Source organism: Streptomyces bobili, from assembly GCF_002154575.1.
Taxonomy (GTDB): Bacteria; Actinomycetota; Actinomycetes; order Streptomycetales; family Streptomycetaceae; genus Streptomyces; species Streptomyces bobili.
The window spans coordinates 24,908-51,758 of sequence record NZ_MUBA01000062.1 but is presented as its reverse complement, the minus strand read 5'-3'; the positions used below and the strand labels follow the sequence as shown (position 1 = coordinate 51,758).

Below are 26,851 nucleotides of genomic sequence, written 5' to 3'. Positions count from 1 at the left end.
ATGTCCCTGGGAATGGCCTGCAGCAGGCCGGACAGCCGTGCACCGAGGCGCCCCTCCAGCATCTCCAGCGCGACGGACGCCGGAACAGTCACCGACAAGGTCCGCACCGCGACCAGGCCCTCCGCCATGACCCGATCGGCAACCACCGGCCGATCTCCCCCACCCGCCAGATACTCGAACCGACTGCCGGTGAACGCCACCCCGCCCGGCAGCAGACCAACCCCGAAGTAACGTCGCATGGCTTCGTTCACTTCCGGCAGCAGCATTTGTCTGCGAGTTGGGGAGGCATCTGACGCGTAGACGCGTCAGGAATGTTCACGTGAATTGACGTCACCGCAGAGGAGGTCGTCCTTCGCAAGTCGCTCCTGACCGAGGACGCTGATCGGTGTGAGCATGCTGCGTCTACTACAGTTCAGAGTGGGCCGTGACTGGCGCTGAGGTGGAGCACCACCGGGGAGCGGTCTGACGAGACGTCGTTGCCGTGCGCCTGGGCGAGTGGTCAGCAACGCCTGGAGGTCAACGATGTCCGCGACTCAGACGGCCCAGCTCATGGATGGCACCAGCCTCGCCAAACGCATCGTCGAAGAGGCTGCTGCCAAGGCGGCGGAGATCTCACGACGCACGGGGACCAGTCCCTGTCTGGCGACGGTGCTGGTGGGAGAGGACCCCGCGTCGGCCACGTACGTTCGCATGAAGCGAGCGCGGTGCGCGAAGGCAGGCATCCAGTCCCGGCATATCGGTCTGCCCGCCACCACCACGACCGCCGAGCTGATCGACACCCTGGCTGACCTTTCCGGCGATCCGGAAGTGCACGGCATCCTGCTCCAACATCCTTGTGGCCCACACATCGACGAGCGAGCGGCGTTCGAGGCCATCGCTCCGGAGAAGGATGTCGACGGGGTCACGATGCATTCCTTCGCCGCGATGAGCTTCGCGCTGCCGGGCTTCGTGTCCTGCACTCCGGGCGGGATCATGCAGCTGCTGGAAGCGTACGACGTCGAACTCGCCGGCAAGCACGCCGTCGTGGTGGGTCGCAGCGCGATTCTCGGCAAGCCGGCCGGGATGCTCCTGCTCGCCAAGGACGCAACCGTGACGTACTGCCACTCCCGCACGACGGACCTGTCGGCGATCGTCCGGGAAGCGGACGTCGTGGTAGCAGCCGTGGGACGGCCCAGGCTGATCCGCGGTGAGGACATCAAGCCTGGCGCGGTCGTGATCGACGCCGGCTACAACCCGGGCAACGTCGGCGACGTGGACTACGACACCGCCCTCACCCGGGCTCGTCTGATCACTCCGGTTCCCGGCGGTGTCGGGCCGATGACCATTGCCGTCCTGCTCGCGCAGACCGTGGAAGCCGCCGCGGACCAGCTCGGAATGCAGCGCCACTGACGCCTCGCCAGCAGCTCATGGGTGGCATGGCAGCAAGGTTTCGGCTCAAAACGGGAAACCGTGTGTCGAGCTGGCGGGCGGTGCTTGCGATGGCGGCTCGCCGCCCGTGAGGGCGGTGAGCCGCCGAGGAGGCGGCCCGAGAATGTGTCAGCCGGCCTTGGCGGGTTCTGCGGCCCGGGCTCGGGTGGTGGCGAGGCGGTAGGAGTCGGTTCCGGTCTCGATGATGGCGCCGTTGAAGGTGAGCCGGTCGACGATGGCCGCGCAAAGACGCGGGTCGGTGAACGTCTTCGTCCAGCCAACTGGGGCTGGCACTTGTTCCTCATCGTGAGAGTGCCCTGCGACCTGGCCGTTTTGGGGGTCTGGGTGCCTCTTTGATTGTCTTGCTGACAGAGCGGTTTTGTAGGCGCTACCTTCATTCGTCAGGTGCGAGGAAGGTGTGCCAGATGGTGGAGTCGCGTCTGCGGGTGATCGAGGGCCGGACGTTGCCCGAGGTCCCTGTTGCCTGGGATCCGTGGCAGTTCCAGGAGTTGTGCGTGGAGGCTTACGTGGCCTCCTGGCGGGCCCGGGGGTTCAGCCCGGTGACGGTGGACAACGACATCGGCCTGCTGGAGCGGACGTTGAAGGCCCTGGGGCGGCCGGCTTGGGATGTCACGCCCGAGGACATCGACCGTGTGGTCGGCGGCCTGGCCGTGGAAGGGCGGGCGCCTTCCACCCGCCGCGGGTACGTCCAGATCTTCAAGGGCTTCCACCGTTTCCTGCAGGCCCGCAAAGCGGTCGAGATCGAGGCCGCGTTCGGCGTCCGCCTGGTCTGCCCAGTGGATGAGTTCAACGCCTCTCGGCATGTCGGCGACGACTCGCCGGCCCTGCTGCCGCCGCCGACCCCCGAGCGGGTCGAGGAGTTCTTCGAGTTCCTCAAGGCACGGATCGCCACCGCCCGCAAGTACGCACCCGCCGCGCGTGACTACGCCTTGTTCCGGACGCTGTATCACGCAGGCCTTCGCTCGGAAGAGGCCTCACTCCTGGACCGCTCCGACGTTCACTTCTCCCGCGGCCCGTTCGGCAAACTCCACGTCCGCTTCGGGAAAGGCGCCCATACCTCCGGTCCCCGCCCGCGCTGGGTTCCCATGCTCGACCAGCTGGACCTGGTCCTGCGCTGGTTCCTCGACGACGTCCGCGGCAAGTTCCCCGACTCGCCCGCACTGTTCGCCGACGAATCCGGCGGCCACCTCCATCAGGGCACGATCCGCAACCGCCTGCGCTATCTGATGGAGCTCGAGGGGCGCCCGGCAGTCGACCGGTTCAGTCCTCATGCCCTGCGGCGGGCCTGCGCGACCCACAACTACGAGCGCGGAGTGGACCTGGTGGCCATCCAACAGCTGCTCGGTCACTGGACAGTCAGTTCGACCATGAGATACGTCCGGCCCTCGGCCACGTTCATCGAGGATGCCTATCGACGCGCCGTGACCACCACGCTCAGCGAGCTCACCGGAGAGGACCACACGCCGTGAACATCAAGTGGAAGCTACGGTTGGCCGCCGCTCAGCGCGAGGTCTGGACCGGCGCCCAGCTGCGACGTCTCCTGGCCGAGAAGGCCGGCCTGGAACTGTCCTCCGCCTCGGTATCCGCCCTGTTCACCAAGGAACCCTCCCAGGTGAAGATGTCCACGCTCGCAGCGTTGTGCACCGCGCTGGAGTGCACCCCCAACGACCTGATCGAGGTCGACACCACCCCCGTCGAACGCCCTGCGGCACCGCCTCGACCGGCAGCCGAACTTCCCCGGGCCGCTTCGGCCCGGGGCCGGTCGATGCCGCCGATCTGACCGCAGGAGGTGTGGGAGAAGCATGGGAAAGAGACAGCGGGACTGCGTCGGATGCGGGGCATCGGTCGGCATCATCGGCCGTCAATACTGCTGCCGATGCACAGCTCGAATCAAGGACGAAGCCACCCGCGCGACCTGCCCTGCCTGCCGAAGATCTCGCGTCTTGCAAGAGGACACCGGACGGTGCATCACCTGTTCGCGGACCTGCGAAGACTGCGATCGCGCGGTCCGTTCGCCCAGAGCCAGCCACTGCGGAAACTGCCGGCGACAAGCCGAGCGGCAGGCCTCGAAGCAGCTCTGCCCGCGCTGCCAGCGACCCGGATTCCTGCGGAGTGACACCGGATGGTGCGGCCACTGCTCACGCCAGCGGCAGGCCAAACAGCCACCACGGCCCTGCGCCAGCTGCGGTCAAGTGCGGCGCCATGCCGGACTCGGACTCTGCTCGGCATGCTGGCAGAAACACCCCGACCGCCCCTTCATCGCCGCCGATAACCTCGCCGCCCGGCTCCCCGAGCCCGTTTCCTGGTTCGAAGACTTCGCCGGTCACCTCGCGGTCCGGCACTGCCCAAGCCGAGCCTGCACCATGATCAGCACCCTGGGACGACTGCTGCAGGACGAACACCCCAACCACCCTCAAGTCCTGCTGGACCGCGCCCGCCGCCCCGGCCGCTCAATGGGCTCCCTCGCCCGCGCGCTTGAGGACTTCTTCACCCAGCGAGGCCTCGCCCTTGCCACCGACCACGCCGAACGACTCGCCGCCGGTCGCCGCCAACGCCGCATCGAGGCCACCCCGCTCCCGCTTCGACCCCAAGTACATGCGTTTGCCGAGTCCCTGCTGCGAGCACGCGAGCGGGCCCGGAGGGCCGGCACGCTGCCTCGCACCGACAGCACCATCGACGCGGCCCTGGCCATCGTCCGCGACCTCGCCCACTTCCTGACCAGCACACGCGACAAGCGGGACTGGTCTCTGACCGATGTTCACGACATCGAGGCCTTCCTGGCGACCATGCCCAAAGCCCGCCAGCGCCGGCTGACTGTGCTGCGGCAGTACTTCCGCTTCGCTCGATCCCGCAAGGTTGTACTCGTCGACCCCACCCGAGGAGTCAAGGCCAAAGGTCCCTCCGGATTCAGTGGCACCACCATTGCCGTCGACCAGCAGCGCCAGCTGTTCCGCCGCTGGACCACCAGCGCCGACGCGCATCCGCACGAGGCCCTGCTGGGAATCCTGGCCCTCCTCCATGCGGCCTCCAGCAGCGAAGTCCGGCTCCTACGAGTTGACGATCTCGACTCCACCAGCCGCACCGTCCACCTGGGCAAACGGCCGCATCCGGTGCCTCTGGACCCGGCCAGCTGGGCAGTGCTTCAACGCTGCCTGGCTCACCGTGAGTACCAGAACACCGACAACCCCCACGTGATCGTCACCCGCATCACAAAGACCGGCCGAGCACCGGCATCCACCGCCTATGTCAGCCACATCCTGGATCCATGCGGCATCGGACCACGGACTCTCCGGAGCACTCGCCTGGCCGACCTGGTCAACGCTCTCGACCCCAAGCTCGTCGCCGCGGCCCTCGGCATGGACGCCGAAGGCGTCATGATCTACCTCTCGGACCACGTCGATGCAGGACGCCTGCCCGACCAGCAAGAACGGAGACAATAAGGTGCGGCACCTCACCCGATCCTTTGCAGTAGGAGCGTTGCGCCGCGGGAAGCAGATCGAACAATTCCTGGGTGGCTTCGACCACGATGGCCGCCAAGCGCTTCGCTGGCTTGCCCTCGGCCCCGGCCGAGAGGGCATCACCATCTACCTGAGCGAAGTCGAGGACGCTGGCACAGCGACCTACTCGGCCATCGACGACTTCCCTCCCATCGATCCCGACGACGAGACCTGGGGGAAGGCCATCGCCACGAAGGCGACCCCCGAGGAGGCACTCGACCTCGCCGAGAGCGAGCTCGGCGCTCTGCCCGGCCGCTGGGTCAACGAGGGCGTTGTCTGCTCCGAATACCACGACTACAAGATGGCGGCGCAGGACGAACCCCCGAACCCGTGAGGTTTCGGCGCTGCCTTGCACACGTTCGCCGGAACATGTGCGCTTTGCTGAAGGTCTTGTTCGAGGTCAGGATGATGGAGCCCTTCTCGTAGCGCTTAGAGATGACCTGGAAGACCAGGTTTGCCTCGGCTCGTTCGAGGGGCTGGTAGCCGAATTCGTCAACGACGAGAACGCTGGGCCGCAGGTAGGTGCCGAGCTTGTTCGTCAGCCGTCGACAATCAAGTTTTTCCCCAGGTTGGGCGGTTTGAGCGTCATGTAATTCCCCATCCCGAATTCTCCTAATTGGACATGGGTAGCGCGGAGGTCGGGATCGAGGGACCTGGTCGTCGCGGAGCTGGTCAAGTTCCTCGCCCCGTGGTTCGGATGGCCGATGGGCAGCCCGGATGGCGAGGAGAACGTTCGTCGTGGTCAACATCGCCGAGATCTACGTCCACTGGTACGCGGGCCGCTCGAAGAGCGAGCTGGCTGCGTCGCTGGGGGTGGACCGCAAGACGGTCAGGAAGTACCTGGCGCCGGCGGAAGCGTCCGGGATCAGCCCGGGCGGCCCGCCGATGAGCGAGTCCGACTGGTCGAAGCTGATCAAGGAGTGGTTCCCGGGGCTCGTCGACAAAAGGCTGAGGCAGGTGACCTGGCCGGACATCGACCAGCACCGCGACTACATCAAGAGCCTGCTCGGGACAGTGACCGTCTCGACGATCCACCAGCGCCTGCGTGACGAACACAAACTGCAGGTGCCGATCTCCTCGTTCCGTCGATGGGTGCACGCGACGCTTCCGGACGAGGTGGCGAAGTCGCAGGTCACAGTGTTGCGCGACGACATCGAGCCCGGTTCGGAGGCTCAGATCGACTACGGCTTCCTCGGGCCGTGGATCGATCCGCGGACCGGGAAACGCCACCGGGTCTAGGCGTTCGTGATGGTGCTGCCGTGCTCGCGGCACATGTTTGTCCGGCCGGTGCTGCACCTGGACCAGCACGCGTGGACGGAGGCGCACGTCGCGGCCTTCCGCTACTTCGGCGGCGTCCCGCGCCGGCTCGTCCCGGATAACCTCAAGACCGGCGTCGACAAGCTCGACCTCTACGACCCGAAGATCAACAATGCGTTTGCCGAACTCGCAACGCACTACGGAGCGTTGGTCGATCCGGCCCGGGCGGCGAAGCCGAAGGACAAGCCGCGGGTCGAGCGGCCGATGCCCTATGTCCGCGACTCGTTCTGGCGAGGCCGGGAGTTCACCTCCATCGAGCACATGCAGGCCGAGGCCGTGACCTGGAGCCAGCAGGTCGCCGGGCGGCGGAAGTGCCGGCCGCTGGGCGGGGCCGCCCCGATGACCGTGTTCGACGCGTTGGAGGCGGCCGAACTGCTGCCTCTGCCGCCGACTCCGTTCGTGTTGGCCCGCTGGTCGACGGCCACGGTCGGTCCGGACATCCACATCAAGGTCGGCCGCACCCTCTACTCGGTTCCGTGGAAGCTGATCGGCCGCCGCGTCGACGTCCGCTCGACCGCCACGATGGTCCAGGTCTTCTACGACGGCCAGCTCGTCAAGACCCATGCAGCCCTTGACCAGGGCAAACGCATCGACAAGAGCGACTATCCGCCAGAGAAGATCGCCTTTCAGATGCGGACGCCGGTCTGGTGCCGCAGCCAGGCGTCCGAGGTCGGCGACGCCTGCCGCGAAGTCGTCGACCAGCTGCTGGAGGTCAACATCCTCTATAGGCTCCGCGCTGCCCAGGGGGCGACTCATCCGCCGCAACGACAGCGATGCGGTCGTCAGCTACTACTGGCAGATCGAGCAGCGCTGGGAGCAGGAACACTTCCTCGAGATCGTGGTCGCCCAGATCGAGCCGGATGGGGCAATGCGAGCCTGCTCGGAGCGGTTGTCCATCTGGCCCTACCGGTACGAGGACCTCGTGGCGCAGTTGCGGAGCGTTGGGCTCACGGTGCAGTCCACCACCTTCGACCCCGAGAGCGATGGATACCTCGTGGTCGCCAGCCGCGACCAGGCGCGAGGCACGTCTGAGCCGGCGCGCTGATCCGCCTGCCGGCCCGGCAGGCCGCGACCGCGAGAGCGACAGCGATGTGTGTCTTACCGACCCCGGGCGGCCCGAGCAGGGCGGCGTTCGCTTTGCCGTCGACGAACGAGAGGGTGGCGAGGTCCTTGACCTTGCGCGGGTCGAGGTCGGGCTGGAAGGAGAAGTCGTACTCGTCGAGCGTCTTGTGGTGTGGCAGCTTCGAGAGCCGCAGGCCCTGGCGGAAGCGGCGGTCGTCGCGGACGGCCAGTTCCTCGGACAGGACCAGGTCGAGGAAGTCGAGGTAGCCCATCTTCCCCTCGTCGGCCCGCCGGGTGTACTCGTTGATCGTTTCGGCCAGGTGGGGCAGGCCGAGCTTGCCGGCCGTGTTGCGGATGCGGGTGGAGACCAGCTCGCTCAAGACGTTTCCCTCGTGCTCGGACGGGTGGTGAAGGGAGGGGTGCCGGTCAGCTCGTCATAGACCGACAGCGGCCTGCGGCCGACCTCGATGCGGGTGGCCGCGGCCCGGTTCAGCAGGGCCTGCAGGGGTCCGGCCTCCTCGCCCCGTGGACGCTCCTGGCGGGGCCGGGGTAGGACATCGCCGGTGGTGGTGCGGCGTCCCTTGCCGGTGGGCAGACCGTCTCAGTGGGCCTCGTCGACGACGCGGGCCCCGCGGCCGACCGCCCGCGGGTGGGTGGCCAGCAGCGTCTCGCCACTTGAGTCAGCGAGGGTGGAGTGCAGCATGACCTGCGATTTCGTGGCCCTGATCTCCACCAGCTGACGCGGTTGGACCCTGCGGGCAGGCACCGAGTAGAGGTTGCCGCCGAAAGCGACCAGGCAGTCCTTGCCGACCGGCCGCAGGTGCCGTTCGGCCACCAGATACGGAGTCGAAGGCAGCGGCTTGAGAGCCACGTGGTCGCGGGCCGCCCGCTCTCCGATGATCTGCTGGTGGGTCCGGTGGGCCTGGGCCCGTCGCTGCGGCACCCATGTGGCGAAGGCGGCGTCCATCTCCTCGACGGAGGAGAAGGACCGGCCGGACAGGACGTAGTCGCGGACGATGAGGACTTGCCGTTCGACGCGGCCCTTGCCAGTGGGCCGGTAGGCGGCCAGGACGTCGATGTCGAAGTCGTAGTGGCCGGCGAACCCGACCGCTTCCGGGTGCAGCGGGACCGCCTCGCCCGGGGCGACGTGGCGGCGGACGACGGTCTTCGTGCGGTCGTAGACGATCGTCATCGGCACCCCTCTAATATGCGGGTCTCGATGTCAAGCCACCGGTCGTGCTGAGCCCGGGGCAGGGCCCCGCCTCACGCGGCTCCGATGCGATCAATGTTGAACTGGCCCGCGGCGAGGCATCAGGGACGTTGCTTCGTAGCCCGACGAAGCGTTGTCAGTGGCCGCGCTTCTCCGTCGAGTCGGCTGAGGAGTCCGTCGAAGATCTGCTCGCGGGCTACCTGTCCCTTGGCTGCAGCGTCGTCCCGCTGGCGTTCGAGCGTGGGCCGGAACTCGATCGTGGTGACGAAGAACGTGCAGGACTCGCAGATCGACTCGAAGTGGCAGTCCATCTCGACGGGGCGAGCGCAGTAGCCGTTGCCGAGCATCCGGCGGTGCATCTCTCGGCGGAGCTTGGCCATCTCCGCGCCCTCGGCGTCCGCCGGCAGCTGGCGCGGGGCGTTGTAGAGGGCCTCCACCTTCTCCGAGACCGCGAAGTACTCGTCCGCGACGGTCCGGTCGGCGATCCGCGCGAAAACACGTGTCATGGACAACGACCGGTGGCCAAGTAGTGCCGCGACGGCCTCCAGGGACATGCCCCGGTTGATCGCCTGGGTGGCCAGAGTATGCCGGAGCTGGTGCGGCGTGACCCGGCCCAGGCCAGCCCGTTCGGCGGCCTTGCGGACCGCGGCCTCGATGTGGGAAGCGTTGACCGGGCGGCCGTGGTCGGTGAACAGCAGGTTCGAGCGCAGGCCGTCTGGCCGGTGCAGCAGCCAGTCGTCCAGCAGCGTCTTCATCTGCGGGTGAAGGGGAACGTAGCGGTCGGTGTGCATCTTGCCGACCGGGACGCGGAGCCAGTAGGCGGAGCCGATCTGGAGGACCGCGTCGATGGTGAGGCCGAGCATCTCGCTGCGCGCATCCCGGTGCGGGCGAGGATCTCGATGGCCAGCCGGGCGAACGGATCAGTGTCCTGGCGGGCGGCGGCCAGCAGCTTGGCGGCTGCGGCATCGTCGAGGAAGCGGGGCAGCGGTTCGTCGGCGATCGGGAAGTCGCTGTCGAACACCAGCTGGCGGGGCGGCCGGTCGGCAGAATCCCACTCGTCCAGGCGGTGGAGGAAGCCGCGGAGTTTGCTCAGCCGGTCACGGACAGTGTGCCGGTGCAGCGGTCCGCCGCGGGCGGCCGGACGCTCCAGCAGCCACTGCCGATAGCGTTCGACGTGCCGCCGCTTGAGCTCGGCGACGCAGGTCACGGCGGTGTCTTCGGCTGACTCCAGCAGGGCGAACTCCCGCAGCGTCAGCTCGGCGTTCTTCACGGTCCCCGGCCGCATGGTGCCGGCGATCTGCCGCAGGTAGTGCTGCATCGTGTCCGCCATCCCGGCCGGGACCCGGGCCCACTCCCGGGCCCGGATGTCGGCCCGGTCCGGGGAACGGCGGCGGGGAAGCTGGTCCGTCAACTCGCAGTGGAACAGCGTGGCTTCCAGGTTGAACAGGGCGGTCGACAGGGCCTTGACACCGCGGTTGGGGATGCGGCGGGCCGCCTCCAGCAGCAGGCGGCGTCCCTCGTCCCAGTCGCTCTGCTGCAGCTGGTCCGGCCGTGTGCCGAACAGCGCGACAAAGTGGCCCAGCAGGTTGAACTGGGTCATCGCCACGGCGTCGCGAAAGCCGAGCGTGCGGGCGGTCTCCATGAACCGCAGATGAAGCTCCGGCTCCGTTCGCGCGAGCACGATGCCCAGCCGCGGACGGCGGGCCACCAGGTAATCGCCGCCCGGCTGCATCCGTCCGGTCACCGACAGCCAGCTGATGAACCGGTGGGTCTCGTGGTTGAACGCGAGCTGCCGCTCCAGCGGCAGGCGGCAGAAGTCGGTCAGGTCGGGCACTGCGGCAAGCAGGGCCCGTGCTCCCCAGCGGACCTTGTGGCCGGTGTTCATGCCCTGCGCGGCCCGGTGGGCGAGGTAGGACTCGACGAGGTCCGGGCGCACGATCGGCAGGACCGCAGCGCGGGCCCGGCGCATCAGCTGCCCGCCCGGTCGGCGTCGATGGCGGCACTCGCCTGCAGGTACTGCTCGACGAGCCAGCTGTTCGCCAGGTGGATGTAGATGCGGGTTGATTCGATGGAGCGGTGTCCAGCCTGGGCCTGTACGGCTTCCAGGGCCATGCCCGCCTCGCGCAGCCGGGTCAGGCAGGTGTGCCGGAGCTGATGGCAGGTCAATTTCGCCAGGCCAGCGCGCTTGCGGACGCCATCGAGGATCTCGTCCAGGCCGTCGGCCGAGAAGGGCCGGCCACGGGTCGGCCCGCGCAGGACGACGAACAGCTGGTCGTGGTCGACCGGTGGACGCTCCCGGTCTAGATAGTCGCCGACCGCGGTGAAGAACTGCGCGGAGACCGGTATCAGGCGCTGGTGCCCGCCCTTGCCCTCGCTGATGAGACCCGACGCTCACCCGGTGATAGGTCGCCCAGCTTCAGGCCGAGGACCTCGCAGCGGCGCAGTCCGCCCAGTAGCATCGCAAGGATCATGGCTCGGTCCCGCGCGGTGTTCACCGCACCGAGTACTGCCTCGACCTCGCCCGGTCCGAGGACCCGCGGAAGGGTGCGGGGCGTGCGCAGCAGCGGTGCCCCGCGGTTGCCGCTGCGACGGCGGTTGGCCAACCCTGTGGGCACCGGGTTGCGGTCGATGGCGAGGTCGTCGCGGGTCATCAGGTAGCCGAACAGCCCTGAGATGCTGGCGAGCCGGCGCTTGATGGTGCGGGCCGAGAGCCCGGCTTCACCGTCTTCGAGCCGGACGACCTTCGGCCCCCGCCGCGGCTTCTTCTGCGCGGTGATGAACGCGAAGATGTCTGCGGTGACGACGTCGACCGGTTCCTTGGGCACCAGCGAGAAGAAGACGTTCAGGTCGTAGGCGGTGGCCAGCAGGGTGTTCGGACGACAGCGGGCCGCCACGAACTGCAGGTAGTCGTCGACCAGGGCGTGCCCCAGCGAGGCCGCGGGGTTCCCGCAGCGTCGACGCGCCGTACCAACTGCGGCTGCCAGGCCATCCGAGCTCCTCGACGGGAGCGACCATCCTGACCGGGAACACGAGATCGCGGAAGAGTTGTCACCCACATAACCGCCGAAATGGGCGAAGGCCCGGCGGTGGCAGTCGAAGAAGGTCTGTAGGTCCTGGCTGGTGGTGAAGCAGCAGAACGGGTCGCGCGAGTACGACAGCGTCATGTGGAAGGAGTAGACCTTAGGGATGCCCATGTGGGCGAGGATCTTGCCCTCGTCGCCCAGTCGACCTGGGCCTGAGCGCCGGGAATCACCTCGAACCGGCGGTGCATCCCGGCGAGTTCCTTCGGCGTGATGCCGAGCTCCTGGGCGATCCGAGGCCGGGCTTCGTGAACGTAGAGCTTGGTCCGCTGATAGTTGCCGGTGAACCCGTACTCCGCCACCAGCCGCCCGTGGATCACCGCGGCCTTCATCAGAATCTCCGCCCGCAACATCGAGTCGACCAGCGGAGCGAACTCGTCGATCACCCTCGCCTTCGACCGCCCGCTCGGCGACCGCCGTGGCGGGGTTGCCGGCCCCGGTGCCGACAGATACTTGCGGACCGTCTTCCGGTCCAGCCCCGTCTCCCGGACCACCTCTGACAGGCTGATCGCCCCGGACTCCAACAGACTCCGGAAGCGCCGCAATTCCGACCAACGATGCGGATCCAGGACCACCGTCGACCGCCTCCTGCCGCCTCTCACCGACCAAGCAGCAGAGTGCCGAGCAGCAGGTCTCAACGCATCAGCAACTGTCCCTTTTCATCCGTACGCGGGTGGGGACGTTCACGTGTACGCCGACACGGGTAGCCGATGGACCTTTCGGAGTGCATGCTCTTCTCGCTGTAGCCAACGAGGATGCTTTCGCCGTTGGCGGCGGAGAAGGCGATCCGCACCCTGGTCAAGCGCGGCGAGCCGATCACCTTCCAGGCCGTCCAGCGCGAGGCCGACGTCTCTCACGCGTTCCTCTATAACCACCCCGACCTGCGCGGACGCATCGAACGGCTCCGGACTCAAGCCCGGCCGGTTCCCGCACCGACGCCTCCAGCCGACGAGCAGAGCACCCTCGTCCTCGCCCTGACCGGCCAGATCACCCGCCTGAAGAAGCAGCACCGCGAAGAAGTACAGGCGTTGAGAGACGCACTCGAGCAAGCCCACGGCGAGAACCTCGACCTCCGACGCGAACTCACCCGCCGCGGAGGAACAGCATCAGTCTCTCAGTGACGGCCCAACCGATCAGCCAACCACGCGGCATGCTGACGGATTCGGGATAGATCGTCGGGAAAATAGCTCTCCCAGCCCTCGTCCAGCCTCTTCCAGGCCACCGGCTGCCCGGCCTCCGGGACAAACGAGGCCGCTGCATCAACGACGGCCGCATACGACAACCCGAGAGTGACCGGCCAGTCCGGATGAAAGGAGCGAACCGCAACTGCTGCCGGCTCGGGCAGCAGTTCCACCCGAAGGCCCGTCTCCTCAAGAAGCTCTCGGGTCGCACCCTCGCGCGACGTCTCCCCGGCCTCGACCTTCCCGCCCGGTGGAACCCAATCCCGCCAACGGTGCTTCACCAACACCACCCGGGCAAGATCCTTGTCGAATACCCAGACCTCGACCGCAAGAGGCTCCATCAGTCCCTGCCGGGCAGCAGCCAGCCACCGGCAGGCCCCGTCGAACTCGGCTATCGCCTGTTCGGCATCGTTCACAGCCGCCTCGACGGCCCGCTCGTCGACCACCTTCTGAGTCATCGGGCCAACATACGAGGCCGCACTGACATCGCAGCCACATCGCATCGATCTCAGGAAGATCGCACCCAGCAACAGCATGCGGAATCTCGAACCGAACCCTCGATAGCCGTCGGCGTCGGGAAGACACACGTCGCCCAGGCTCTCGGTCACCAGGCCGTCCGGCAGGGCGCCATCAGCTGTCCGCCTCCCAGGCCGATGACCTCTACGAACTCGTCTCCGAGCGTCAGGGGCGGTCCTGATCATCACCAGCAACCGGGCACCCAGCGACTGGTATCCGCTCTTCCCCAACCCGGTCGTCGCCGAGTCACTCCTGGACCGGCTGATCAACGCCAACCACCAGATCATCATGCACGGCCCCAGCTACCGACCCAACAAACGACCGAAGAACCCCACCGACCCGACCGAACCCCCGATCAAGTAGCCGACTCTGCCCGAGGGCTGGGGAAACCGACGCGATCACCGACCGCGGAGTCGATCCTCAGCCCCGAGAGGCCCCCGGCGCCAGACCGGCCTCGACGACCATGGCCGTGAACTCGGCCGTCTCGCGGCCCCGGTGTACCGGGGCCGCGTCATAGGACGACGGCGCACCAGTGCCCTCGCGCACCCGCAACGCCTCGTGGATGATCGGGTGCCACCGCGGCTCGAAGGCGGTCGCGGTCGACGAGGATCGGGACGCCTTGGCGTTCGCAGATCCGGATGATCCGGTGGGTGCGGGCTGCGGTCAGGTCGTGTGCGCGGCCGGGCAGTGCGGGTGAGATCCACAGCAGTCGTCCGGCTGGATCGGTCACCACCTGCACGTTCACTCCATGGCGTCGGTGTTTTTGGGAGAAGTCGGCCCGGCTGTCGCCGACCCGGTCGCACTCCGCGAGGGCGATGAGGGCTGTCGTGTAGGCGTGGGCGGTGCCGACGGAGATGCCGAGCCGGCCGCGAGTTGGGCGAGGGTGTCGTGCCGCCGCAGCTACACCAGGCCGACGAGGGCACGTTGGTGCGGCGGGAGCTTGCAGCGGCGGTCACCCTCGCGGGTGACGATGAGCATGGTGACCCACTCGATGAGCGCATGGGGCAGGTCGAGTGCGGCAGGATGTGGGACCAACAGGGCTTCTGCGCCGATGGGTTGAGACGTCGAACACCTCCCTCAACGGCACAGGAGCCTTGTCCGTTGCGGACGGCGACGTCGTCACCCGATCAGGGGCCACTCTGAAAGAGCTCCGTGGTTACAACTCACACCACTCGCCCAGTTCGCCAGGCGCCCTCGTCTGGACGAAGTCGTGCACGAGGGCCCACGCGCGGTCGACGGCCAGGACGAATTTGCCACTGAAGACGGCGATGTCATCCATGACCGGGACGTCGACCACGGCGTCCGCTGCGGCGATGCCGTCTGCGGCGAGCAGGGACAATCTCTCAGCCTCATCAAACCGATGGACGACTGCTTGACCGTCTCGAAAGCCCAGAGTCAGCAGGGGAAACGCACTTCCTGGCAACCGGACTTCAAGGTACCCCTGGCCACGACAGCGCAGCACGCTGAAGTGATCCGCCAGCTCCCCGATGTCCGAACATCTCTCGACTGCGGAGAACCGTCCTGATTCCAGTGTCGTTGCCGCCCACATCACGCTCATCCCTGCGCTTCCGACGCGCTTCCCGCTACTGGCCATCCCCTGGAGACTTCCGCACCAGGGTGAACCACTGCACCAGCGTGGCGAAAGCGTGGACGCCAGGAGTGATCAGGTCTTCTTCCACCACCTTTGCTGGGCCACGTCAGCGGCGAGTGACGGTGTACCCGGTGTCGTTGACCGCGGCGGTCCATACGTCGCGGTCGAACCACTTGGTGATGTCGGGCTGCATCTCGGTGATGGCGCGCATCCGGGCCTGCCAGTCGTGCCCAGCGTCGCCGCAGCTGGCGTCGCATCCGGTGCAGCCGTCCTCGCCGTGGATGTGGCCGGCCATCCAGGCGTTGACCGCCACGTTGATGATGACGGCCTACAGGTCGCCGCCAGTCTGGACCAGGAAATTCCGGCACCCCGGCGAGGACCAGCGTGAGTTCAGGGTTGTCCAGTGGCGGCGTGGGTGCCTCCCCGACGTCCTTCCCGCTGCTGCTTCCCTCGTAGGAACGCAGGCTCTGGGCGAGGCGGTCGGCGATCACGGCCGCGCCGAAGTAACGCCAGGCTGAGCGCACTTGGATGCCGAGACGCTCGGAAACGGTGCTGATCTGCTTCTCGATGGTGTCCGCCACGGTCGCCGGCGCGAGGGTCACCCCCCGATGGGCCAGCTCAGCGAGCGTCTGGGCAACGGCTTCCTTGAACGCCTTGGTGTTCCGCACGACGGCATCGTAGGGGGCGGCGAGCCCGCGGTGAGAGGCAGTCGGCAGTATCAGCCGCCCAGAGCCTGGCAGTGCTCCCGCAGAGCCCGGCGCGGCCACCGCCGTGCTGCGTCTGCTAGCGGGTCAGGCGGCAGGTCTGCCAGCTGCGGCCGTCACGGACCAGCGCCCCGCGCTTTTCCAGGTTGGCCAGGTGATAGGCCACCGACGCCGTGCTGCGCATCCCGATCTCCCGCGCCAGCTGCTGCACCGACAGGGCCTCTCCCCGGTCCCGGATGGAGCGGCGGATCACGCGGAGGATCTCCTCCTCCCTCACGGTCAGATGCTCCGGCCGCCGGTTCACCACTGCCGCTCCAGCATAGTCGTCGCCGGTGAGGGCGACAGGAATGTATCCGCAGGCTTCGATGAGCTCGGCGTACTTCTCGTTCGGCGTGAACGACCGGCCGGCCGGGGGCCGTTGGATCCCGCAGTCCGTCGTGCTCGCGGTTCTGCCAGTGACAGAACCGCAAACTGGGCGAATACGCCCCGCGCTGGGCACCGGGTGAGGACCACAACCTCAACACCCTGTTCGCCGCGGCGATGGAACAGGGCGGCTTCGACCTGGACTTCCCCGAACCGGGCTTCTACTACAAGGTCCTGCGCAAGCACCACGTGAAGGTCCATCCGCGGCGCGGAGTGAAGATCCTCGGGCTCTGGTATCACCACCCGGTCCTCGACGAGCCGCGCTTTGGGCAGCCCACTTCCCGAGGCGGCAGGCACGTGGACCAGTGGGTGGTCCGCAGTGACCGCAGGGACCGCCGGCAGGTGTTCTTCCAAGACCCGGCCGACCACTAGACCTGGCACGTCCTGCGCTGGCGAGGGCTGCCGCCCGAGGGCGAGATTCCCGCCTTCTCCGACAAGACCGCCGACGCTCTCCTGAGACACGTGAAGGCGAACAACATCAAGGTCCACTCCGAGGACAAGCTGTTGGAGCTTCTGCTCGGAATCCTCGGCTCGGTCACTCCCGTCGACCAGTGGCCCAGCCAGGCCGAGAAGAAGGCCGGGAAGAAGCGACGCGTCGCCCACGCCCGTGAGATCACCCGCGGGCAGACCGCGGCGGCCGACCGTCCCGCCGAACCGACCCCCGCGGACGAGCCGTCTGCGGCCTTGATGCCTGCAGCTTGGGCGGAGCACGCCCGCATGATCGAGCGGGCGGTCGACACCGACCGCCGCCGACGACGGGAACAAGCACTCGCTGGAACCCGGCCGGTGGCTCCGCCGACGCTGCACGAAGCCCTGAACCGACGGCCCATGTTCCTGCCGCCGTGCGACGACGCAGACGCCGAGACGACTATCCGGGAGGACGACGCGTGAGCCGAGCCCCCTCACACGGTGATCAGCTGGAGGGCCTACCTTTACGGTCCAAGATCGCTGAGTTGATCCTGGGCGGGCACCCGCCGCGCGACGCCTACGTCGGTTGGCAGAGCTACCGATCACGCCGCGGCCTGCTCCTTCCCGCCCCGGCGATCTCACTTCAGCAGTGGAGGACAATCCCGGAAAGCCGCAGCGCGGACTACGACCTCTTCCGCCACCTGACGAACGCGAACCTCCCGCTGCAGGACACCCCCATGCACGACAAGGTCGCAGGCTGATCCGCCGCCGACTGCGCGGGAACACGATGAAGCACGACGACCCCACACGCGCCGGCGTCATGGTCAGCGGCTGGGACAACTACGGCAAGACGGCATCGGTCTGTTCGACCGCGGCCGTCTTCGAGGACCACTGACTGCAGATGCACAGCTACCTCAAACCCAGGGACTCTGCCGGGCACCCGTGACATCCACGCGCCGGTCGTCTACGTCTCGACTCCGGTGACGGCGACACCGAAGAGCCCTTGCGCCTCGATCCTGGGCTTCTTCCGCGCCGAGATGCGCAAGTCGGCCACTCTGCCGGAACTGGTACGGCAAGTCGCCGACTCCCTCCACGACCACGGCGTCAAGGCGGTGATCCTGGACGATGTCAGCCGGCTGCGCATGCACCGGGCCGACGACCAGGACGTCCCTCGACCTGATCCCGGCCTTCATGAGTCTGGGTTCTGGCTCACATCCCGTGGAGCTGTCGCGGCGTCAGATCTTCGGAGCCATGCGATGCCGGTCGGGATGGGCGCGAAGCCGCGGTGAGGTGAGTTCCAGGGCCCGGTTGTCGCGTCCGGCACTCATGTGGTTGAGCCAGCGTTCGTACCAGTCGAGGAAGTCGGTGGCGGAGGAGACGTTGGGGCCCCAAAAGCCGTCGCTGTTACCAATGAGGACGCGGCCGGTGAGGGGTCCGGTCACCGCGATGACGCATACGTCCGTGCAACCCATCTCGATGATGTGGAGGAAGAGATCGCGTCCGTCGGACCTGGGGTCCGTGCCGTCGAAGCCGCGGGGTGTACCCGGTTCTCCGCGCGGATTCATGACCAGCAGGGAACACTGCTCCATCGTCATGAGGCCGTAGAACGGTGCCGCGCCTGAGCCTCCGATGTGCGTGAGGAATTGTCGATAGGCGTCGGGCAGGACGATGTCGTGCTCGGCCTCGAACGCAGCGACGCGTGCTTCCGCCAGCTTCGGACCGAGGCAGAACTTGTGCTGCTCTTCCCCGAAGGAGTGGCTGCGGAGTGGTTGGAAAGGGATCGCGGCCAGCTTGCGACGCAGGCGGGGTATGCGGGGATCCATCGTGCTCTTCTCTCGTCCCCGTCACCCTATGGGTGACTGTGGTCAGCTGGCCAGAAGAACCCTCTTCCGCAGCAGAGCGAAGCCGGCCCGGCCGAACATCTGGCGCTTGAGCATCTTAAAAGTTACGTGGAATCTGCTGGGGTGATCATGTCTCCCCGGCGTAACCACGGACTTGGGAGATGGCTTGAGCGGCACGACGGTTCTCACAGAGAAGTGGCCGGTGCTCGGCCGACACGAGCAGGCTGCGGCCTGGCTGATGGTGTGGACGGATCTGGGACGGGCACCGCGCACGATCGACGCCTACGGTCGGGGACTGGCCGAGTACCTGCTGATGAGCGAGCGGGAGAGCGTCGATCCGGTCACTGCGAACCGCGCCCATATCGCCGTCTATGTACGGGAGTTGAGCTCGCGGCCGCACCGTCGGGGTGCGAACGTGATCTCGATCGACTCGGGGGCGGGACTGGCGAACGCGACGATCCAGCAGCGGCTGGTGCCGGTCCGCCTGTTCTACGACTTCCTCATGGAAGAGGGGCTGCGGGAGTCCAACCCGGTCGGCCGCGGTCGGTACACCCCCGGCCGGCGAACTGGCGGTCAGCAGCGTGGCCTGGTGCCGCGGCTGACGAAGCTGCCGTGGATTCCCGGAGAACAGCAGTGGCTGAGCGTCCTGGAGGTCGCCAAGCGCGAGCCGGTACGCAACCGCGTGATGCTCGCCCTGGCCTACGACGCCGCCCTGCGCCGTGAGGAACTGTGCTCGCTGCGGACCGAAGACGTCGATCCGGCCCACCGCACGCTGCGGATTCGGGCGGAAACGACGAAGAACCGGCTGGAGCGGGTGGTGCCCTACTCGGCACCGACGGGGGTGCTGCTGTCCGACTACCTCGCCCACCGGGCCACGATCAGCCGGGCCCGCGGGCCGCTGTTCCTGTCAGAATCGCGGCGCAATCACGCCCAGCCGCTGAGCCTTTGGACCTGGTCAAAGGTGGTCCGCAGGCTCGCACTGGCCTCCGGTGTCGAGCGGTTCTCCACGCATACCACCAGGCACCTGTGTCTGACCGATCTGGCCCGCATGGGCTGGGAGTTGCACGCGATCGCGTCCTTTGCCGGGCACCGTCACACCGACTCCACCCTTCAGTACATCCACCTCTCCGGCCGGGACCTGGCCGACAAGCTGGCCCGCGGCATGGACCACATTCATGCCTGGCGAATACAGATGCTCACCGCCCCGGCCGGCGCGGCGGCGGAGGTGTCGCGGTGAGGGCACCGTCGCTGGTCATCGCCACCGAGGCCACCGAGGGCCGCTGGTCCTGGCCCATCGTCCCCGACCGCTACGACACGGCCGTCGCGATCCGACCTGCTGAAACACGGGCCGTCCTCGAACTCGGTGTCCGCAATCTGCGCCGGCTTCAGTACCACGACCCGGCCGCACCGGGCTGGCACGTGATCACACGGCTGCTGGGTCCGCTGGAGGCGGTCAACTCCGCACTCGACTCGCCGCCCACTGCGCACCGCCGACGGGCCATGCTCGACGTGATCGCCCTTCTGCTGACGCACAGCACGCAGACCGGCCGGACCTACTGGGGCTGGACAACGCAGGATTGGACCCGTCTGCTCGGCCGCACCCAGGCCGAGTTCCGGCGGCACGCACCCGCCTGGGCTGGGGATGAAGTCCGCCCCTACCTCGCGGCGCACGCCTATCTGCTCGGTTCCTTCAACGAGTTCCACCAGCTCGGCAGCTTCCAACGCCTCACGCTCTCGTGGCGGATCTTCGGACGCGACCGCGTCACCAGCGAGATCGCCCAGGTCCGCACGGTCCTCCGGGCCTGGGGCTATCAACTGGGCCAGGACGACGACACATTGCTGCCGTCGGTCGCGTGCCAGCTGTTTCTGCTCAACCACAGCCCGCACCTGGAAGACATGGACACCGCGCTCTTCGACCGGGTCCGCCGCGAACGGCTGCTGGAGGGTGCTCGGCTGAACACCCTGCACGCTCTGCAACGAGCGGTCGCTGCGCTCGGCTTCTGCGATCCACCACTACAGAGCACCGGCCGTCACTCGACGCGAGCCACCGGCGGTGCCAAGATCTGGGAAGAGTGGGCCGACCGCTGGCACAACACCTCCACCCTCACCCCGCGCGTCCGCGGCAGCATCCGATCCACCCTCCTGCGAATCGGGCGATGGATCGCCGCCGAACAGCCCGACGCCGCCGATCCGACCGACTGGACCCGACGGACCTGCGCGACCTGGATCGCCGCACTGGACCGGATGAAAGTCGGCGACTACGTCCAGCGCACGGTCGGCCTCAAGGACCGGCTCGGCAAGCCGCTGGAGGCTCCCACCAAGGCCGGGCAGATCACCGCGCTGCGGACCTTCTTTCGGGACTGTCAGGAATGGGAGTGGCTGCCCCGCCGCTTCGACCCCCTACGCGCTCTGTCGATCCCCCGCAGCATCACCGCGTTGCTTGGCCCCGACCCGCGGGTGATCGCCGACGAGGTCTGGGCGAAGCTGTTGTGGGCCGGCCTCAACCTCGATCCCGCAGATCTTCCGCAGACCCGGTCCGGGCACTTCTACCCCTTCGAACTGGTCCGCGCGGTCACGCTGACCTGGCTGTTCTCCGGCCAACGCAGCAACGAGATCGCCCGGTTGAGACTAGGCTGCATCCGTTGGCAGCACGACGGGGGCTCGATCGCGGGCGACTCGCAGCAGGTTCTGGCCCGCGACGCGGTCTGCCTCCTCGACGTCCCGGCCCACAAGACCGGCACCGCCTTCACCAAGCCGGTCGACCCGATCCTCGGCCAGGCCATCGATGCCTGGCAGGCCGTCCGCCCGGACCAGCCGAAGTTCACCGACCGCCGCACCCGCGAGCACGTCGAGCTGCTGTTCGCCGTCCGCGCCCGCCGCGTCTCCACCAGCTACATCAACAACACGATCATCCCGATGCTCTGCCGCAAGGCCGGAGTCCCGGACGCCGACGTCCGCGGGAACATCACCAGCCACCGAGCCCGGTCCACCATCGCCAGCCAGCTCTACAACTCCAAGGAACCGATGACGCTGTTCGAGCTGCAAGCCTGGCTCGGACACCGCTCGCCACAATCCACCCAGTACTACGCGAAGATCACCCCGAACACTCTGTCCAAGGCGTACTCCGAAGCGGGCTACTTCGAACGGAACGTCCGCACCATCGAGGTCCTGGTCGACCGGGACGCGGTCGCCTCCGGCGCCGCCGCAAGCGGCGAGCCCTGGCAGCACTACGACCTCGGACACGGCTACTGCACCTACACCTTCTTCGAGCAGTGCCAGCACCGCATGGCCTGCGCACGCTGCGACTTCTACACCCCCAAGGACTCCACCAGAGCCCAACTCCTGGAAGCCAAGGGCAACTTGCAGAAGATGGCCATCTCGATCCCACTCACCGAGGATGAGCAAGCAGCCGTCACCGACGGCCAGAGCGCGCTCGACCGCCTCCTCGACAGACTCACCGACACCCCCACCCCAGCCGGGCCAACACCCCGACAGCTCGACGTCCCGGCCGGCGCCAACCTCCTGCCGATCCTCGACGTCCGCCAGGGCAAAGCACAGCAAGCTTGACAATTCTGATTCCACAGAATGATCCGGTTGACATGTCCTTCGATGACACCGGAACTCCAGGGCAGGGTGAGGCCGGCGATGACGGCATCGCGGTCACGTTCGATGCCTGCGGCGAGGGTATGGAGGCTGGGGAGGTCGTCTTGCCGGACGGCGTCGAGCAACTGCGGTAGCCGTTCGCCCCGGCGCTCGGTGAGCATCTGGGCGAAGGACCGGACGTGACCGGTGAGGGCGTCGAGTTCAGGGCAGTGGACCAGGACGGCCTTGAGCCGAAGGTGGTCGATCTCCGGGAGGGTCTCGGGGCGCCGGAGGATCCATCCGGCGACGACGCGGGGTGACGGCGGCCGAGCTGTGACGGAGCCGGGAGAGAGCCGTTTCTCCCGGAAGTAGGCGCGAACCGCTGGTAGCTGCCCTGATAGCCGAGCGGCACAATCTCCTCCCAAACCGTCCAGGGCGTTCGTGCAGCCCTGGTTCCAGCGGCCATCCAGGTAGGGCTTGAACGCGTCGAGCTTGGACGGTCGACCTTGCCATTGCCCGCGGAAGAGGTCCTCTGGGGTGGCTGCGTCGGCGAAGAGCTTGACGGTGCGCGAGGTCATGCGGAGTTGGCGGCCGATCGCCCTCCGGCTGAGTCCGGTGGCCAGCAGTTCGTGGACGGTCGCGTGCTTGGCGCGGGTGCGGTCGGCGAATCGATGTCCGGTAGGCCACGGCGAGCCGGAAGGCCTGGACCCTGACGATGTTTTCCATCCGCATCGCTCCAGTCTGCCCACCAGAAGAGAGAGTCGACCACCGCTCTCACGGAAGGTGTGCCAGAACCGTAAGGCGAGAGCGTTTGATGCCGGGTTGGGCAGCAGATGGTGATCAAGCAGGCCAGGAATGTTGCTTCCTTCCGAGAGCACCTGGGCGTGTCGGGGCAGTCCGCGGACCCGTTGAACCGGACGGATATCGTCCTGGCATGACACAAAGGTTCGATCTTGCCGCGTCTCTCGCCAGAGGCGTCGAAGGCCGCAGCGGCGCGTGGAGCTTCATCCAGGACTTCTCTGCCCTTTGGGCCAGCGGCCTGAAGACCGGCGACGGGTGGACCGAGGCCGACCTGGCCGCGGCGGAGGAGAGGCTGGGTGTCCCACTGCCGGCCGCGCTGCGCGAGGCGTACCTGCTTTTCGGGCGCCGCCGCGACCTCACCAGCAACCACGATGTGCTGCTCGGCCCGGCAGAGCTGTATGTGGATGACGCGAAGGAGGCCCTGGTCTTCCGGCACGAGAACCAGGGCGCCGCATCCTGGGGCATCCTTCTCGACAGCCTCCAGGACGACGACCCGGCGGTGTTCATCCGGGCCGACCTGGCAGACAAGTCCGCCGAGCAGTGGGAGAGCTGGCTGGAGCATCTCTCCCTCTGCTTCGTCGAGATCGTTCTGTCCGAGTCCGTGCAGGCCGACGGAGAGTCCTGCGACTTCCTTGACCCGGATCACCACAGCATCGAGCTGCTGGAGCGACACTGCGTGCAACTTCCGTTCCCGGCCTATCCCACCTGCGAGGAGCACCCAACTCGCTGGTTCCTGGGCCAGGACGTCCTTCTGCGCGACGACGACGGCACGGCAGTCCTGGCTCGTGCCCGGACACCGGAAGACCTCGACCGCATTCGTGACCTGATTCCAGGCGACTGGCTCAACGACTACCGCTGAACGCGGACGAGATCTCCTCCGCGCCGTGCTCATCCAGCAACCGCTCGAAGACGCACTTCACCGTGTGCCGCTTGCAGGGCAGGTGGGCATCGGGCGCAGCGATGTTCAGCGGGTGGGAGGACGGGTGCCGGGCCGCTGTAGTGAAGGCTGGCGCAGCGGCGAGGTGGGCGGCAGGACGGTCACGCATTCGGACGTGGTGCGGGCGCGTCGTACCGCGGCAGGGGAGCCGGGGACCAAGTCCCGAGTGGATACCCGTCGCTGAACTGACCCTCTACCAGATCGCGGTTCGTCGCAGCCATGCCGCTCTCGCCCGGACGGATTCTCCCTGACTCTTCCCCGGCGGTCAGCCCGGCCGCCCGATCAGTGTCTGGGCCACGGGCGAACGACTCCGCAAACACGACATCCGGCTCGCCGAGACCCGCTCAACTGCTCTGTTCCACCTCGCCACCGAGCTACCCGCCGCGGTCCTCTCCCGCACCCTCGGCATCGACATCACCGTCGCCGTCAAATGGCAACGGGCCGCCGCCGGAGACTGGGGCGCCTACGCAGCCGAGGTCAGCCGCCGGAACAGCCGACCCGACCCGATCAGGAGCGGACGATGACCACCGACCAGCAGCACCTTTGGACCCTCCTGAGGAAGCTCGACACCTCCGGAGACGCAGAGTTCCCGCGCAACTTCGACCGATCTGCTACCCGAACGCGATTCAACAAGCTCGCTGCCGACATCGACAGAGAGTTCGCCTGCACCTGCACTGTCGAACGGGACGTCCAGGAGGCCAGCTACCACGGAAGGATCACTATCCCCGTCGCGGCCACAGCGAGTGCCGACTTCATCACGGTAATCGTCAGCAACTTCGGTGATCTGGCTATCGTCACTCTCGGCAATCCCATGAGCTACGACGAGGAGGAGAGCAGCTACCTGCTCAATTCCACCGACCTCAGCCGCCTCACCGGGATACTCAGCAACCTCGGATACGTCACCGTCCCCGAACACTTGACTTGGGCCGACTACGACGGCGCGTTGGAGCTCCGCTATCACGCCAGGAGCTGGTTCGACCGCTTCTTCTTCTACACGTGATCTCAGCCCGTGAGGGTTAGGCATTCGGCGAGTTCCAATACCCGGCTCCACCATTAGCGATCTGCCCGGAGGACGTGATCTCCCATCACCGGGCCTTCATCGCCCGCCGCAGAACCGAGCGGCCCAGCAAGGAGTACCGCGAGCTCACCGCGACCGAGTGGGACGAGTTCCTGGCCCACTTCGAACTCCGCAAGGTCGCCCTGGGGACCTACGGCCGCGGCTGCGACCCCGTGCCAGCATGAAAACGCCCCGTTGACTGAACGAACGCTAGAGATTGCCCAGTTCAGTGGGCGGATGGAGTCATCGAGCACTATGGTCACCGGTCGTGATGAACGATGCTCCCCGACGAGATTTGGCGGCCCTGGTGGTTCCCCGGTGGGGTCGGCTGGTGGAGACCGGCGACCGGTACGAGCCCTACCGGCTGATCGATCCCGATGGAGCGGCCGTCGAGGCAGTCGCCGTCTATTTCCAGGAGTTGCTGGCCGCGGGGAAAGCGCCGTCAACGGTTCGTTCCTACGGGATGGATCTTTTGCGGTGGTGGCGGTTCCTGCAGGCTGTGGACGTTTCCTGGGACCGGGCGACCCGTCGGGAGGCCCGGGACTTCAGCTGCTGGATCCAAGAGACCGTCAAACCCAGGAAGATCAAGGCCCAGGGCCTGCGAGCGGTACGGGGAGCCGGTGCTGCGAACCCGGTGACCGGGAAGCCGCCGACCGGATCCGGATACGCTCCGGCCACCGTCGTGCACAGCGAGACGGTCCTGCGCCGGTTCTACGATGTGCACCGCGATGCGGGGACCGGCCCGCTGCTCAACCCGTTCCCCCTGGACCTGTCCCGCCGCTCAGGGCGGGCTCACGCGCACCACAATCCGATGGACGGCTGGCGGCCCGAGCGGGTGGGTCGCTACCGGCCCAGCCTGCCGCGGCGCATCCCACGATCGATTCCGGAGGCATGGTTCAACAAGCTGTTCGCGGCGCTGCCCTCCAACCGCGACCGGGCCTTGGTCGCCTTCTGGATCTCCACCGGGGTGCGGGCTTCGGAACTGATCGGCATGCGTCAGCGCGATGTCGACCCCGACCAGCAGTTGATCAGCGTGGTGCGCAAGGGCTCGCGGGCGGTCCAGCAGGTGCCGGCGTCGGCGGACGCATTCGTATGGCTGCGCCTCTACCAGCAGGAGGTACAAGGCCAGGTTGCGCGAGGCCGCACCCAGCCGGTGTGGTGGACACGGCGAGACCCGATCCGACCCCTGACCTACCACGGTGCCCACCGGATGTTCGAGCGCGTCAACGCCTCGCTCGGCGCCGACTGGACCCTTCATGACCTGCGGCACAGCGCGGCCGCCCGCATGGTGCGCGACCCGAAGTTGACGCTGTCCGACGTGCAGTGGGTGCTCGGACACGCTCACCTGTCTGCCACGGAGGTATATCTGACGCCGCACAAGGACGAGGTCGTGGCCGGAGTGCTGGCACACCACGCACGCCAGGCCCGCGAGAGCATCCAGCCGGCGCCTCCGCCGCCGGCACCGGGCTACGACCCGGCGTCACTGGACGTCTTGTTCGGGCGTTCGTCGTGACGGCCGTCGTCAAGCACGCGACGCGCAAGACGTTGGAGGTCACGAACGCGACCGCGGAGCAGGCACAGGCGCGGAACAGTCGGCTGCGGGAGCAGTTCCCGGCCCGGGCCGCGGAACGGTGGTGGTCCCAGACCGCCCAGTCGTCTGAGGAGACGCTGCGCCGCCTGACAGCGCCGCCGTTCCGCCCGGCGGCGAACGGCACCCGAGCCGGACGCCGCCGCGGGGTGACCAAGCTGCTGCACTGGCTGTCGAGCCAGCCCGGGGATACGTGGCAGCAGCGCTGGATAGCTACGGGGGCCGAGGACTTGTGCGGAGCCGCCTGGGTGGAGCTCCCACAGCGGTGGTTGAGCGAGCACGGGCCCTCACCGTCGCATGACCGGGAAGACCTGACCTCTGGGCTGCTCATGCTGATCTGCGGAGACGTCATCCGTCCCGGTCTGCCGTGGATGCTCACCTGCACGCACCGGTATCTCGCCTCTGTGATGGCCGAGGTCCGAGACCCGGACGGATTCGCGCGCCTGCACCAGCTCGCCGCCGCCGGGCCGGCGAGCTCGCGCAAGGATGCGCAGATCGCCGCGACGCGAATCGCCACCCTGCTGGCCTGCAAGGGCGGACGGATCGGCGACATCACCGTCGGCGACTGCGTGGAGCTCGTCGATACCCAGCGCCGGGTGCACGCCCGCGGCGGACAGAAGAAGGTCGA

Annotated in this window: 31 protein-coding genes, 7 pseudogenes and 1 riboswitch; of the genes and pseudogenes, 21 read left to right on the top strand and 17 right to left on the bottom strand. The window is 67.5% G+C overall.

What is annotated here, in order from left to right; all coding sequences use genetic code 11:
* The coding region (locus tag BZL64_RS40945) for a DUF6308 family protein (RefSeq protein ID WP_244205223.1) at positions 1-266 on the bottom strand (266 nt) is incomplete at its 3' end.
* Between the two features lie 148 nt (positions 267-414).
* Positions 415-500: riboswitch (ZMP/ZTP riboswitch) on the top strand.
* Between the two features lie 22 nt (positions 501-522).
* On the opposite strand from BZL64_RS40945, the gene BZL64_RS05945 reads away from it, so the two are divergent.
* Entirely contained in the window at positions 523-1,389 is an 867-nt protein-coding gene (locus BZL64_RS05945) for a bifunctional 5,10-methylenetetrahydrofolate dehydrogenase/5,10-methenyltetrahydrofolate cyclohydrolase (RefSeq protein WP_086766846.1), read from the top strand.
* Positions 1,390-1,536: 147 nt separating this feature from the next.
* Here BZL64_RS05945 and BZL64_RS05940 read toward each other — a convergent pair.
* A pseudogene (locus tag BZL64_RS05940) lies at positions 1,537-1,686 on the bottom strand (ATP-binding protein); the annotation flags it as partial.
* Positions 1,687-1,760: 74 nt separating this feature from the next.
* On the opposite strand from BZL64_RS05940, the gene BZL64_RS05935 reads away from it, so the two are divergent.
* From BZL64_RS05935 to BZL64_RS05920, 4 genes are all read left to right on the top strand, one after another.
* Positions 1,761-2,897, top strand: a complete 1,137-nt coding sequence (locus BZL64_RS05935) for a tyrosine-type recombinase/integrase (protein WP_244205219.1) — start codon at positions 1,761-1,763, stop codon at positions 2,895-2,897.
* The gene (locus BZL64_RS05930; protein ID WP_086766842.1) at positions 2,894-3,208 is read left to right on the top strand and encodes a helix-turn-helix domain-containing protein; all 315 of its coding nucleotides are present in this window, start codon (positions 2,894-2,896) and stop codon (positions 3,206-3,208) included. The genes BZL64_RS05935 and BZL64_RS05930 overlap by 4 nt, the downstream gene beginning before the upstream one ends.
* A gap of 412 nt (positions 3,209-3,620) precedes the next feature.
* Entirely contained in the window at positions 3,621-4,868 is a 1,248-nt protein-coding gene (locus BZL64_RS40940; protein WP_244205218.1) for a site-specific integrase, read from the top strand.
* A gap of 1 nt (position 4,869) precedes the next feature.
* Positions 4,870-5,259: a hypothetical protein gene (locus BZL64_RS05920; protein ID WP_158101509.1), complete on the top strand. Its 390-nt coding sequence runs from the start codon at positions 4,870-4,872 to the stop codon at positions 5,257-5,259.
* Between the two features lie 43 nt (positions 5,260-5,302).
* On the opposite strand, the pseudogene BZL64_RS38950 reads toward BZL64_RS05920, so the two are convergent.
* Positions 5,303-5,470 (bottom strand): annotated as a pseudogene (locus BZL64_RS38950) (ATP-binding protein); the annotation flags it as partial.
* Between the two features lie 172 nt (positions 5,471-5,642).
* Between BZL64_RS38950 and BZL64_RS40935 the strand changes: the two are divergent.
* From BZL64_RS40935 to BZL64_RS40925, 3 genes and pseudogenes are all read left to right on the top strand, one after another.
* Entirely contained in the window at positions 5,643-6,164 is a 522-nt protein-coding gene (locus tag BZL64_RS40935) for a hypothetical protein (RefSeq protein WP_244205224.1), read from the top strand.
* A 9-nt stretch (positions 6,165-6,173) separates the two neighbouring features.
* Positions 6,174-6,803, top strand: a pseudogene (locus tag BZL64_RS42140) (Mu transposase domain-containing protein); the annotation flags it as partial.
* 181 nt (positions 6,804-6,984) lie between these two features.
* Positions 6,985-7,287 (top strand): annotated as a pseudogene (locus BZL64_RS40925) (SAM-dependent methyltransferase); the annotation flags it as partial.
* Here BZL64_RS40925 and BZL64_RS05900 read toward each other — a convergent pair.
* The 7 genes and pseudogenes from BZL64_RS05900 to BZL64_RS42330 all read right to left on the bottom strand — a co-directional run.
* Positions 7,286-7,684 (bottom strand): annotated as a pseudogene (locus tag BZL64_RS05900) (ATP-binding protein); the annotation flags it as partial. The pseudogenes BZL64_RS40925 and BZL64_RS05900 sit on opposite strands and share 2 nt — an antisense overlap.
* A gap of 221 nt (positions 7,685-7,905) precedes the next feature.
* Positions 7,906-8,496 carry a Mu transposase domain-containing protein gene (locus BZL64_RS05895; protein WP_425276017.1) on the bottom strand — a complete coding sequence of 197 codons (591 nt, stop codon included), beginning with the start codon at positions 8,494-8,496 and terminating at the stop codon, positions 7,906-7,908.
* A 119-nt stretch (positions 8,497-8,615) separates the two neighbouring features.
* A complete protein-coding gene (locus BZL64_RS40510) occupies positions 8,616-9,377 on the bottom strand; it encodes a tyrosine-type recombinase/integrase (protein ID WP_208639373.1) in 762 nt (253 codons plus the stop codon).
* A complete protein-coding gene (locus BZL64_RS05890) occupies positions 9,266-10,483 on the bottom strand; it encodes a hypothetical protein (RefSeq protein WP_208639372.1) in 1,218 nt (405 codons plus the stop codon). Before BZL64_RS05890 ends, BZL64_RS40510 begins: the two co-directional genes overlap by 112 nt.
* Positions 10,483-10,860, bottom strand: coding sequence for a tyrosine-type recombinase/integrase (locus BZL64_RS40920; protein WP_244205222.1), 378 nt, complete (start codon positions 10,858-10,860; stop codon positions 10,483-10,485). Before BZL64_RS40920 ends, BZL64_RS05890 begins: the two co-directional genes overlap by 1 nt.
* On the bottom strand, positions 10,860-11,708 hold the full coding sequence (locus BZL64_RS42335) for a tyrosine-type recombinase/integrase (RefSeq protein WP_483025094.1): 849 nt from the start codon (positions 11,706-11,708) through the stop codon (positions 10,860-10,862). Before BZL64_RS42335 ends, BZL64_RS40920 begins: the two co-directional genes overlap by 1 nt.
* Positions 11,675-11,980: a hypothetical protein gene (locus BZL64_RS42330; protein WP_483025093.1), complete on the bottom strand. Its 306-nt coding sequence runs from the start codon at positions 11,978-11,980 to the stop codon at positions 11,675-11,677. The genes BZL64_RS42335 and BZL64_RS42330 overlap by 34 nt, the downstream gene beginning before the upstream one ends.
* 381 nt (positions 11,981-12,361) lie before the next feature.
* Between BZL64_RS42330 and BZL64_RS05875 the strand changes: the two genes are divergently transcribed.
* Positions 12,362-12,715: a DUF6262 family protein gene (locus BZL64_RS05875; RefSeq protein ID WP_208639371.1), complete on the top strand. Its 354-nt coding sequence runs from the start codon at positions 12,362-12,364 to the stop codon at positions 12,713-12,715.
* Here the strand turns inward: BZL64_RS05875 and BZL64_RS42325 are convergent.
* Positions 12,709-13,116 (bottom strand): NUDIX domain-containing protein, encoded by a 408-nt coding sequence (locus BZL64_RS42325; protein WP_483025092.1) that lies wholly within the window; start codon positions 13,114-13,116, stop codon positions 12,709-12,711. The genes BZL64_RS05875 and BZL64_RS42325 overlap by 7 nt on opposite strands.
* Before the next feature lie 225 nt (positions 13,117-13,341).
* Between BZL64_RS42325 and BZL64_RS42320 the strand changes: the two are divergent.
* Positions 13,342-13,654, top strand: a pseudogene (locus BZL64_RS42320) (ATP-binding protein); the annotation flags it as partial.
* 232 nt (positions 13,655-13,886) lie between these two features.
* Here BZL64_RS42320 and BZL64_RS05860 read toward each other — a convergent pair.
* The 4 genes and pseudogenes from BZL64_RS05860 to BZL64_RS42135 all read right to left on the bottom strand — a co-directional run.
* A pseudogene (locus tag BZL64_RS05860) lies at positions 13,887-14,326 on the bottom strand (transposase); the annotation flags it as partial.
* A gap of 121 nt (positions 14,327-14,447) precedes the next feature.
* Entirely contained in the window at positions 14,448-14,849 is a 402-nt protein-coding gene (locus tag BZL64_RS05855; RefSeq protein WP_086766833.1) for a hypothetical protein, read from the bottom strand.
* 139 nt (positions 14,850-14,988) lie between these two features.
* Entirely contained in the window at positions 14,989-15,195 is a 207-nt protein-coding gene (locus BZL64_RS40915) for a hypothetical protein (protein ID WP_244205216.1), read from the bottom strand.
* Between the two features lie 470 nt (positions 15,196-15,665).
* Positions 15,666-15,863 carry a LexA family protein gene (locus BZL64_RS42135; protein ID WP_425276016.1) on the bottom strand — a complete coding sequence of 66 codons (198 nt, stop codon included), beginning with the start codon at positions 15,861-15,863 and terminating at the stop codon, positions 15,666-15,668.
* Between the two features lie 263 nt (positions 15,864-16,126).
* Here BZL64_RS42135 and BZL64_RS40905 point away from each other — a divergent pair, with 263 nt between their 5' ends.
* The 4 genes from BZL64_RS40905 (at position 16,127) to BZL64_RS40890 (ending at position 17,706) form a co-directional block, all read left to right on the top strand.
* Positions 16,127-16,381, top strand: coding sequence for a hypothetical protein (locus tag BZL64_RS40905; protein WP_244205215.1), 255 nt, complete (start codon positions 16,127-16,129; stop codon positions 16,379-16,381).
* A 90-nt stretch (positions 16,382-16,471) separates the two neighbouring features.
* Positions 16,472-16,900 (top strand): hypothetical protein, encoded by a 429-nt coding sequence (locus tag BZL64_RS40900; protein WP_244205214.1) that lies wholly within the window; start codon positions 16,472-16,474, stop codon positions 16,898-16,900.
* A gap of 62 nt (positions 16,901-16,962) precedes the next feature.
* Entirely contained in the window at positions 16,963-17,178 is a 216-nt protein-coding gene (locus BZL64_RS40895) for a hypothetical protein (RefSeq protein WP_244205213.1), read from the top strand.
* Positions 17,179-17,397: 219 nt separating this feature from the next.
* Positions 17,398-17,706, top strand: coding sequence for a hypothetical protein (locus tag BZL64_RS40890; protein WP_244205212.1), 309 nt, complete (start codon positions 17,398-17,400; stop codon positions 17,704-17,706).
* On the opposite strand, the gene BZL64_RS05830 is transcribed toward BZL64_RS40890, so the two are convergent.
* Positions 17,653-18,240 (bottom strand): SMI1/KNR4 family protein, encoded by a 588-nt coding sequence (locus tag BZL64_RS05830; RefSeq protein ID WP_086766865.1) that lies wholly within the window; start codon positions 18,238-18,240, stop codon positions 17,653-17,655. The two genes, BZL64_RS40890 and BZL64_RS05830, sit on opposite strands and share 54 nt — an antisense overlap.
* A gap of 184 nt (positions 18,241-18,424) precedes the next feature.
* On the opposite strand from BZL64_RS05830, the gene BZL64_RS05825 reads away from it, so the two are divergent.
* From BZL64_RS05825 to BZL64_RS05790, 7 genes are all read left to right on the top strand, one after another.
* A complete protein-coding gene (locus BZL64_RS05825; protein ID WP_244205211.1) occupies positions 18,425-19,495 on the top strand; it encodes a tyrosine-type recombinase/integrase in 1,071 nt (356 codons plus the stop codon).
* Complete coding sequence (locus tag BZL64_RS05820; RefSeq protein ID WP_244205210.1) at positions 19,492-21,825, top strand: tyrosine-type recombinase/integrase; 2,334 nt, start codon at positions 19,492-19,494, stop codon at positions 21,823-21,825. Before BZL64_RS05825 ends, BZL64_RS05820 begins: the two co-directional genes overlap by 4 nt.
* A gap of 32 nt (positions 21,826-21,857) precedes the next feature.
* Positions 21,858-21,995 (top strand): hypothetical protein, encoded by a 138-nt coding sequence (locus BZL64_RS40885; RefSeq protein ID WP_244205209.1) that lies wholly within the window; start codon positions 21,858-21,860, stop codon positions 21,993-21,995.
* A gap of 779 nt (positions 21,996-22,774) precedes the next feature.
* Entirely contained in the window at positions 22,775-23,500 is a 726-nt protein-coding gene (locus BZL64_RS05810; protein WP_086766830.1) for an SMI1/KNR4 family protein, read from the top strand.
* Between the two features lie 598 nt (positions 23,501-24,098).
* A complete protein-coding gene (locus tag BZL64_RS05800) occupies positions 24,099-24,578 on the top strand; it encodes a hypothetical protein (RefSeq protein ID WP_086766828.1) in 480 nt (159 codons plus the stop codon).
* 74 nt (positions 24,579-24,652) lie between these two features.
* Positions 24,653-24,820: a hypothetical protein gene (locus BZL64_RS05795; protein WP_244205208.1), complete on the top strand. Its 168-nt coding sequence runs from the start codon at positions 24,653-24,655 to the stop codon at positions 24,818-24,820.
* A gap of 86 nt (positions 24,821-24,906) precedes the next feature.
* Complete coding sequence (locus BZL64_RS05790; RefSeq protein WP_086766826.1) at positions 24,907-26,148, top strand: tyrosine-type recombinase/integrase; 1,242 nt, start codon at positions 24,907-24,909, stop codon at positions 26,146-26,148.
* Between the two features lie 362 nt (positions 26,149-26,510).
* Here BZL64_RS05790 and BZL64_RS39470 read toward each other — a convergent pair whose 3' ends face one another.
* Positions 26,511-26,825 (bottom strand): hypothetical protein, encoded by a 315-nt coding sequence (locus tag BZL64_RS39470; protein WP_143663000.1) that lies wholly within the window; start codon positions 26,823-26,825, stop codon positions 26,511-26,513.
* Positions 26,826-26,851 lie beyond the last annotated feature (26 nt).

Coding starts and splice junctions, on each gene's coding strand:
- BZL64_RS05945 (WP_086766846.1), top strand. CDS start 523: ATGTCCGCGACTCAGACGGCCCAGCTCATGGATGGCACCAGCCTCGCC.
- BZL64_RS40935 (WP_244205224.1), top strand. CDS start 5,643: ATGGCGAGGAGAACGTTCGTCGTGGTCAACATCGCCGAGATCTACGTC.
- BZL64_RS05895 (WP_425276017.1), bottom strand. CDS start 8,496: ATGACGATCGTCTACGACCGCACGAAGACCGTCGTCCGCCGCCACGTC.
- BZL64_RS40510 (WP_208639373.1), bottom strand. CDS start 9,377: ATGCTCGGCCTCACCATCGACGCGGTCCTCCAGATCGGCTCCGCCTAC.
- BZL64_RS05890 (WP_208639372.1), bottom strand. CDS start 10,483: ATGCGCCGGGCCCGCGCTGCGGTCCTGCCGATCGTGCGCCCGGACCTC.
- BZL64_RS42335 (WP_483025094.1), bottom strand. CDS start 11,708: ATGGGCATCCCTAAGGTCTACTCCTTCCACATGACGCTGTCGTACTCG.
- BZL64_RS42325 (WP_483025092.1), bottom strand. CDS start 13,116: ATGGAGCCTCTTGCGGTCGAGGTCTGGGTATTCGACAAGGATCTTGCC.
- BZL64_RS05855 (WP_086766833.1), bottom strand. CDS start 14,849: ATGAGCGTGATGTGGGCGGCAACGACACTGGAATCAGGACGGTTCTCC.
- BZL64_RS40905 (WP_244205215.1), top strand. CDS start 16,127: ATGGAACAGGGCGGCTTCGACCTGGACTTCCCCGAACCGGGCTTCTAC.
- BZL64_RS05830 (WP_086766865.1), bottom strand. CDS start 18,240: ATGGATCCCCGCATACCCCGCCTGCGTCGCAAGCTGGCCGCGATCCCT.
- BZL64_RS40885 (WP_244205209.1), top strand. CDS start 21,858: ATGTCCTTCGATGACACCGGAACTCCAGGGCAGGGTGAGGCCGGCGAT.
- BZL64_RS05810 (WP_086766830.1), top strand. CDS start 22,775: ATGACACAAAGGTTCGATCTTGCCGCGTCTCTCGCCAGAGGCGTCGAA.
- BZL64_RS05800 (WP_086766828.1), top strand. CDS start 24,099: ATGACCACCGACCAGCAGCACCTTTGGACCCTCCTGAGGAAGCTCGAC.
- BZL64_RS05790 (WP_086766826.1), top strand. CDS start 24,907: ATGAACGATGCTCCCCGACGAGATTTGGCGGCCCTGGTGGTTCCCCGG.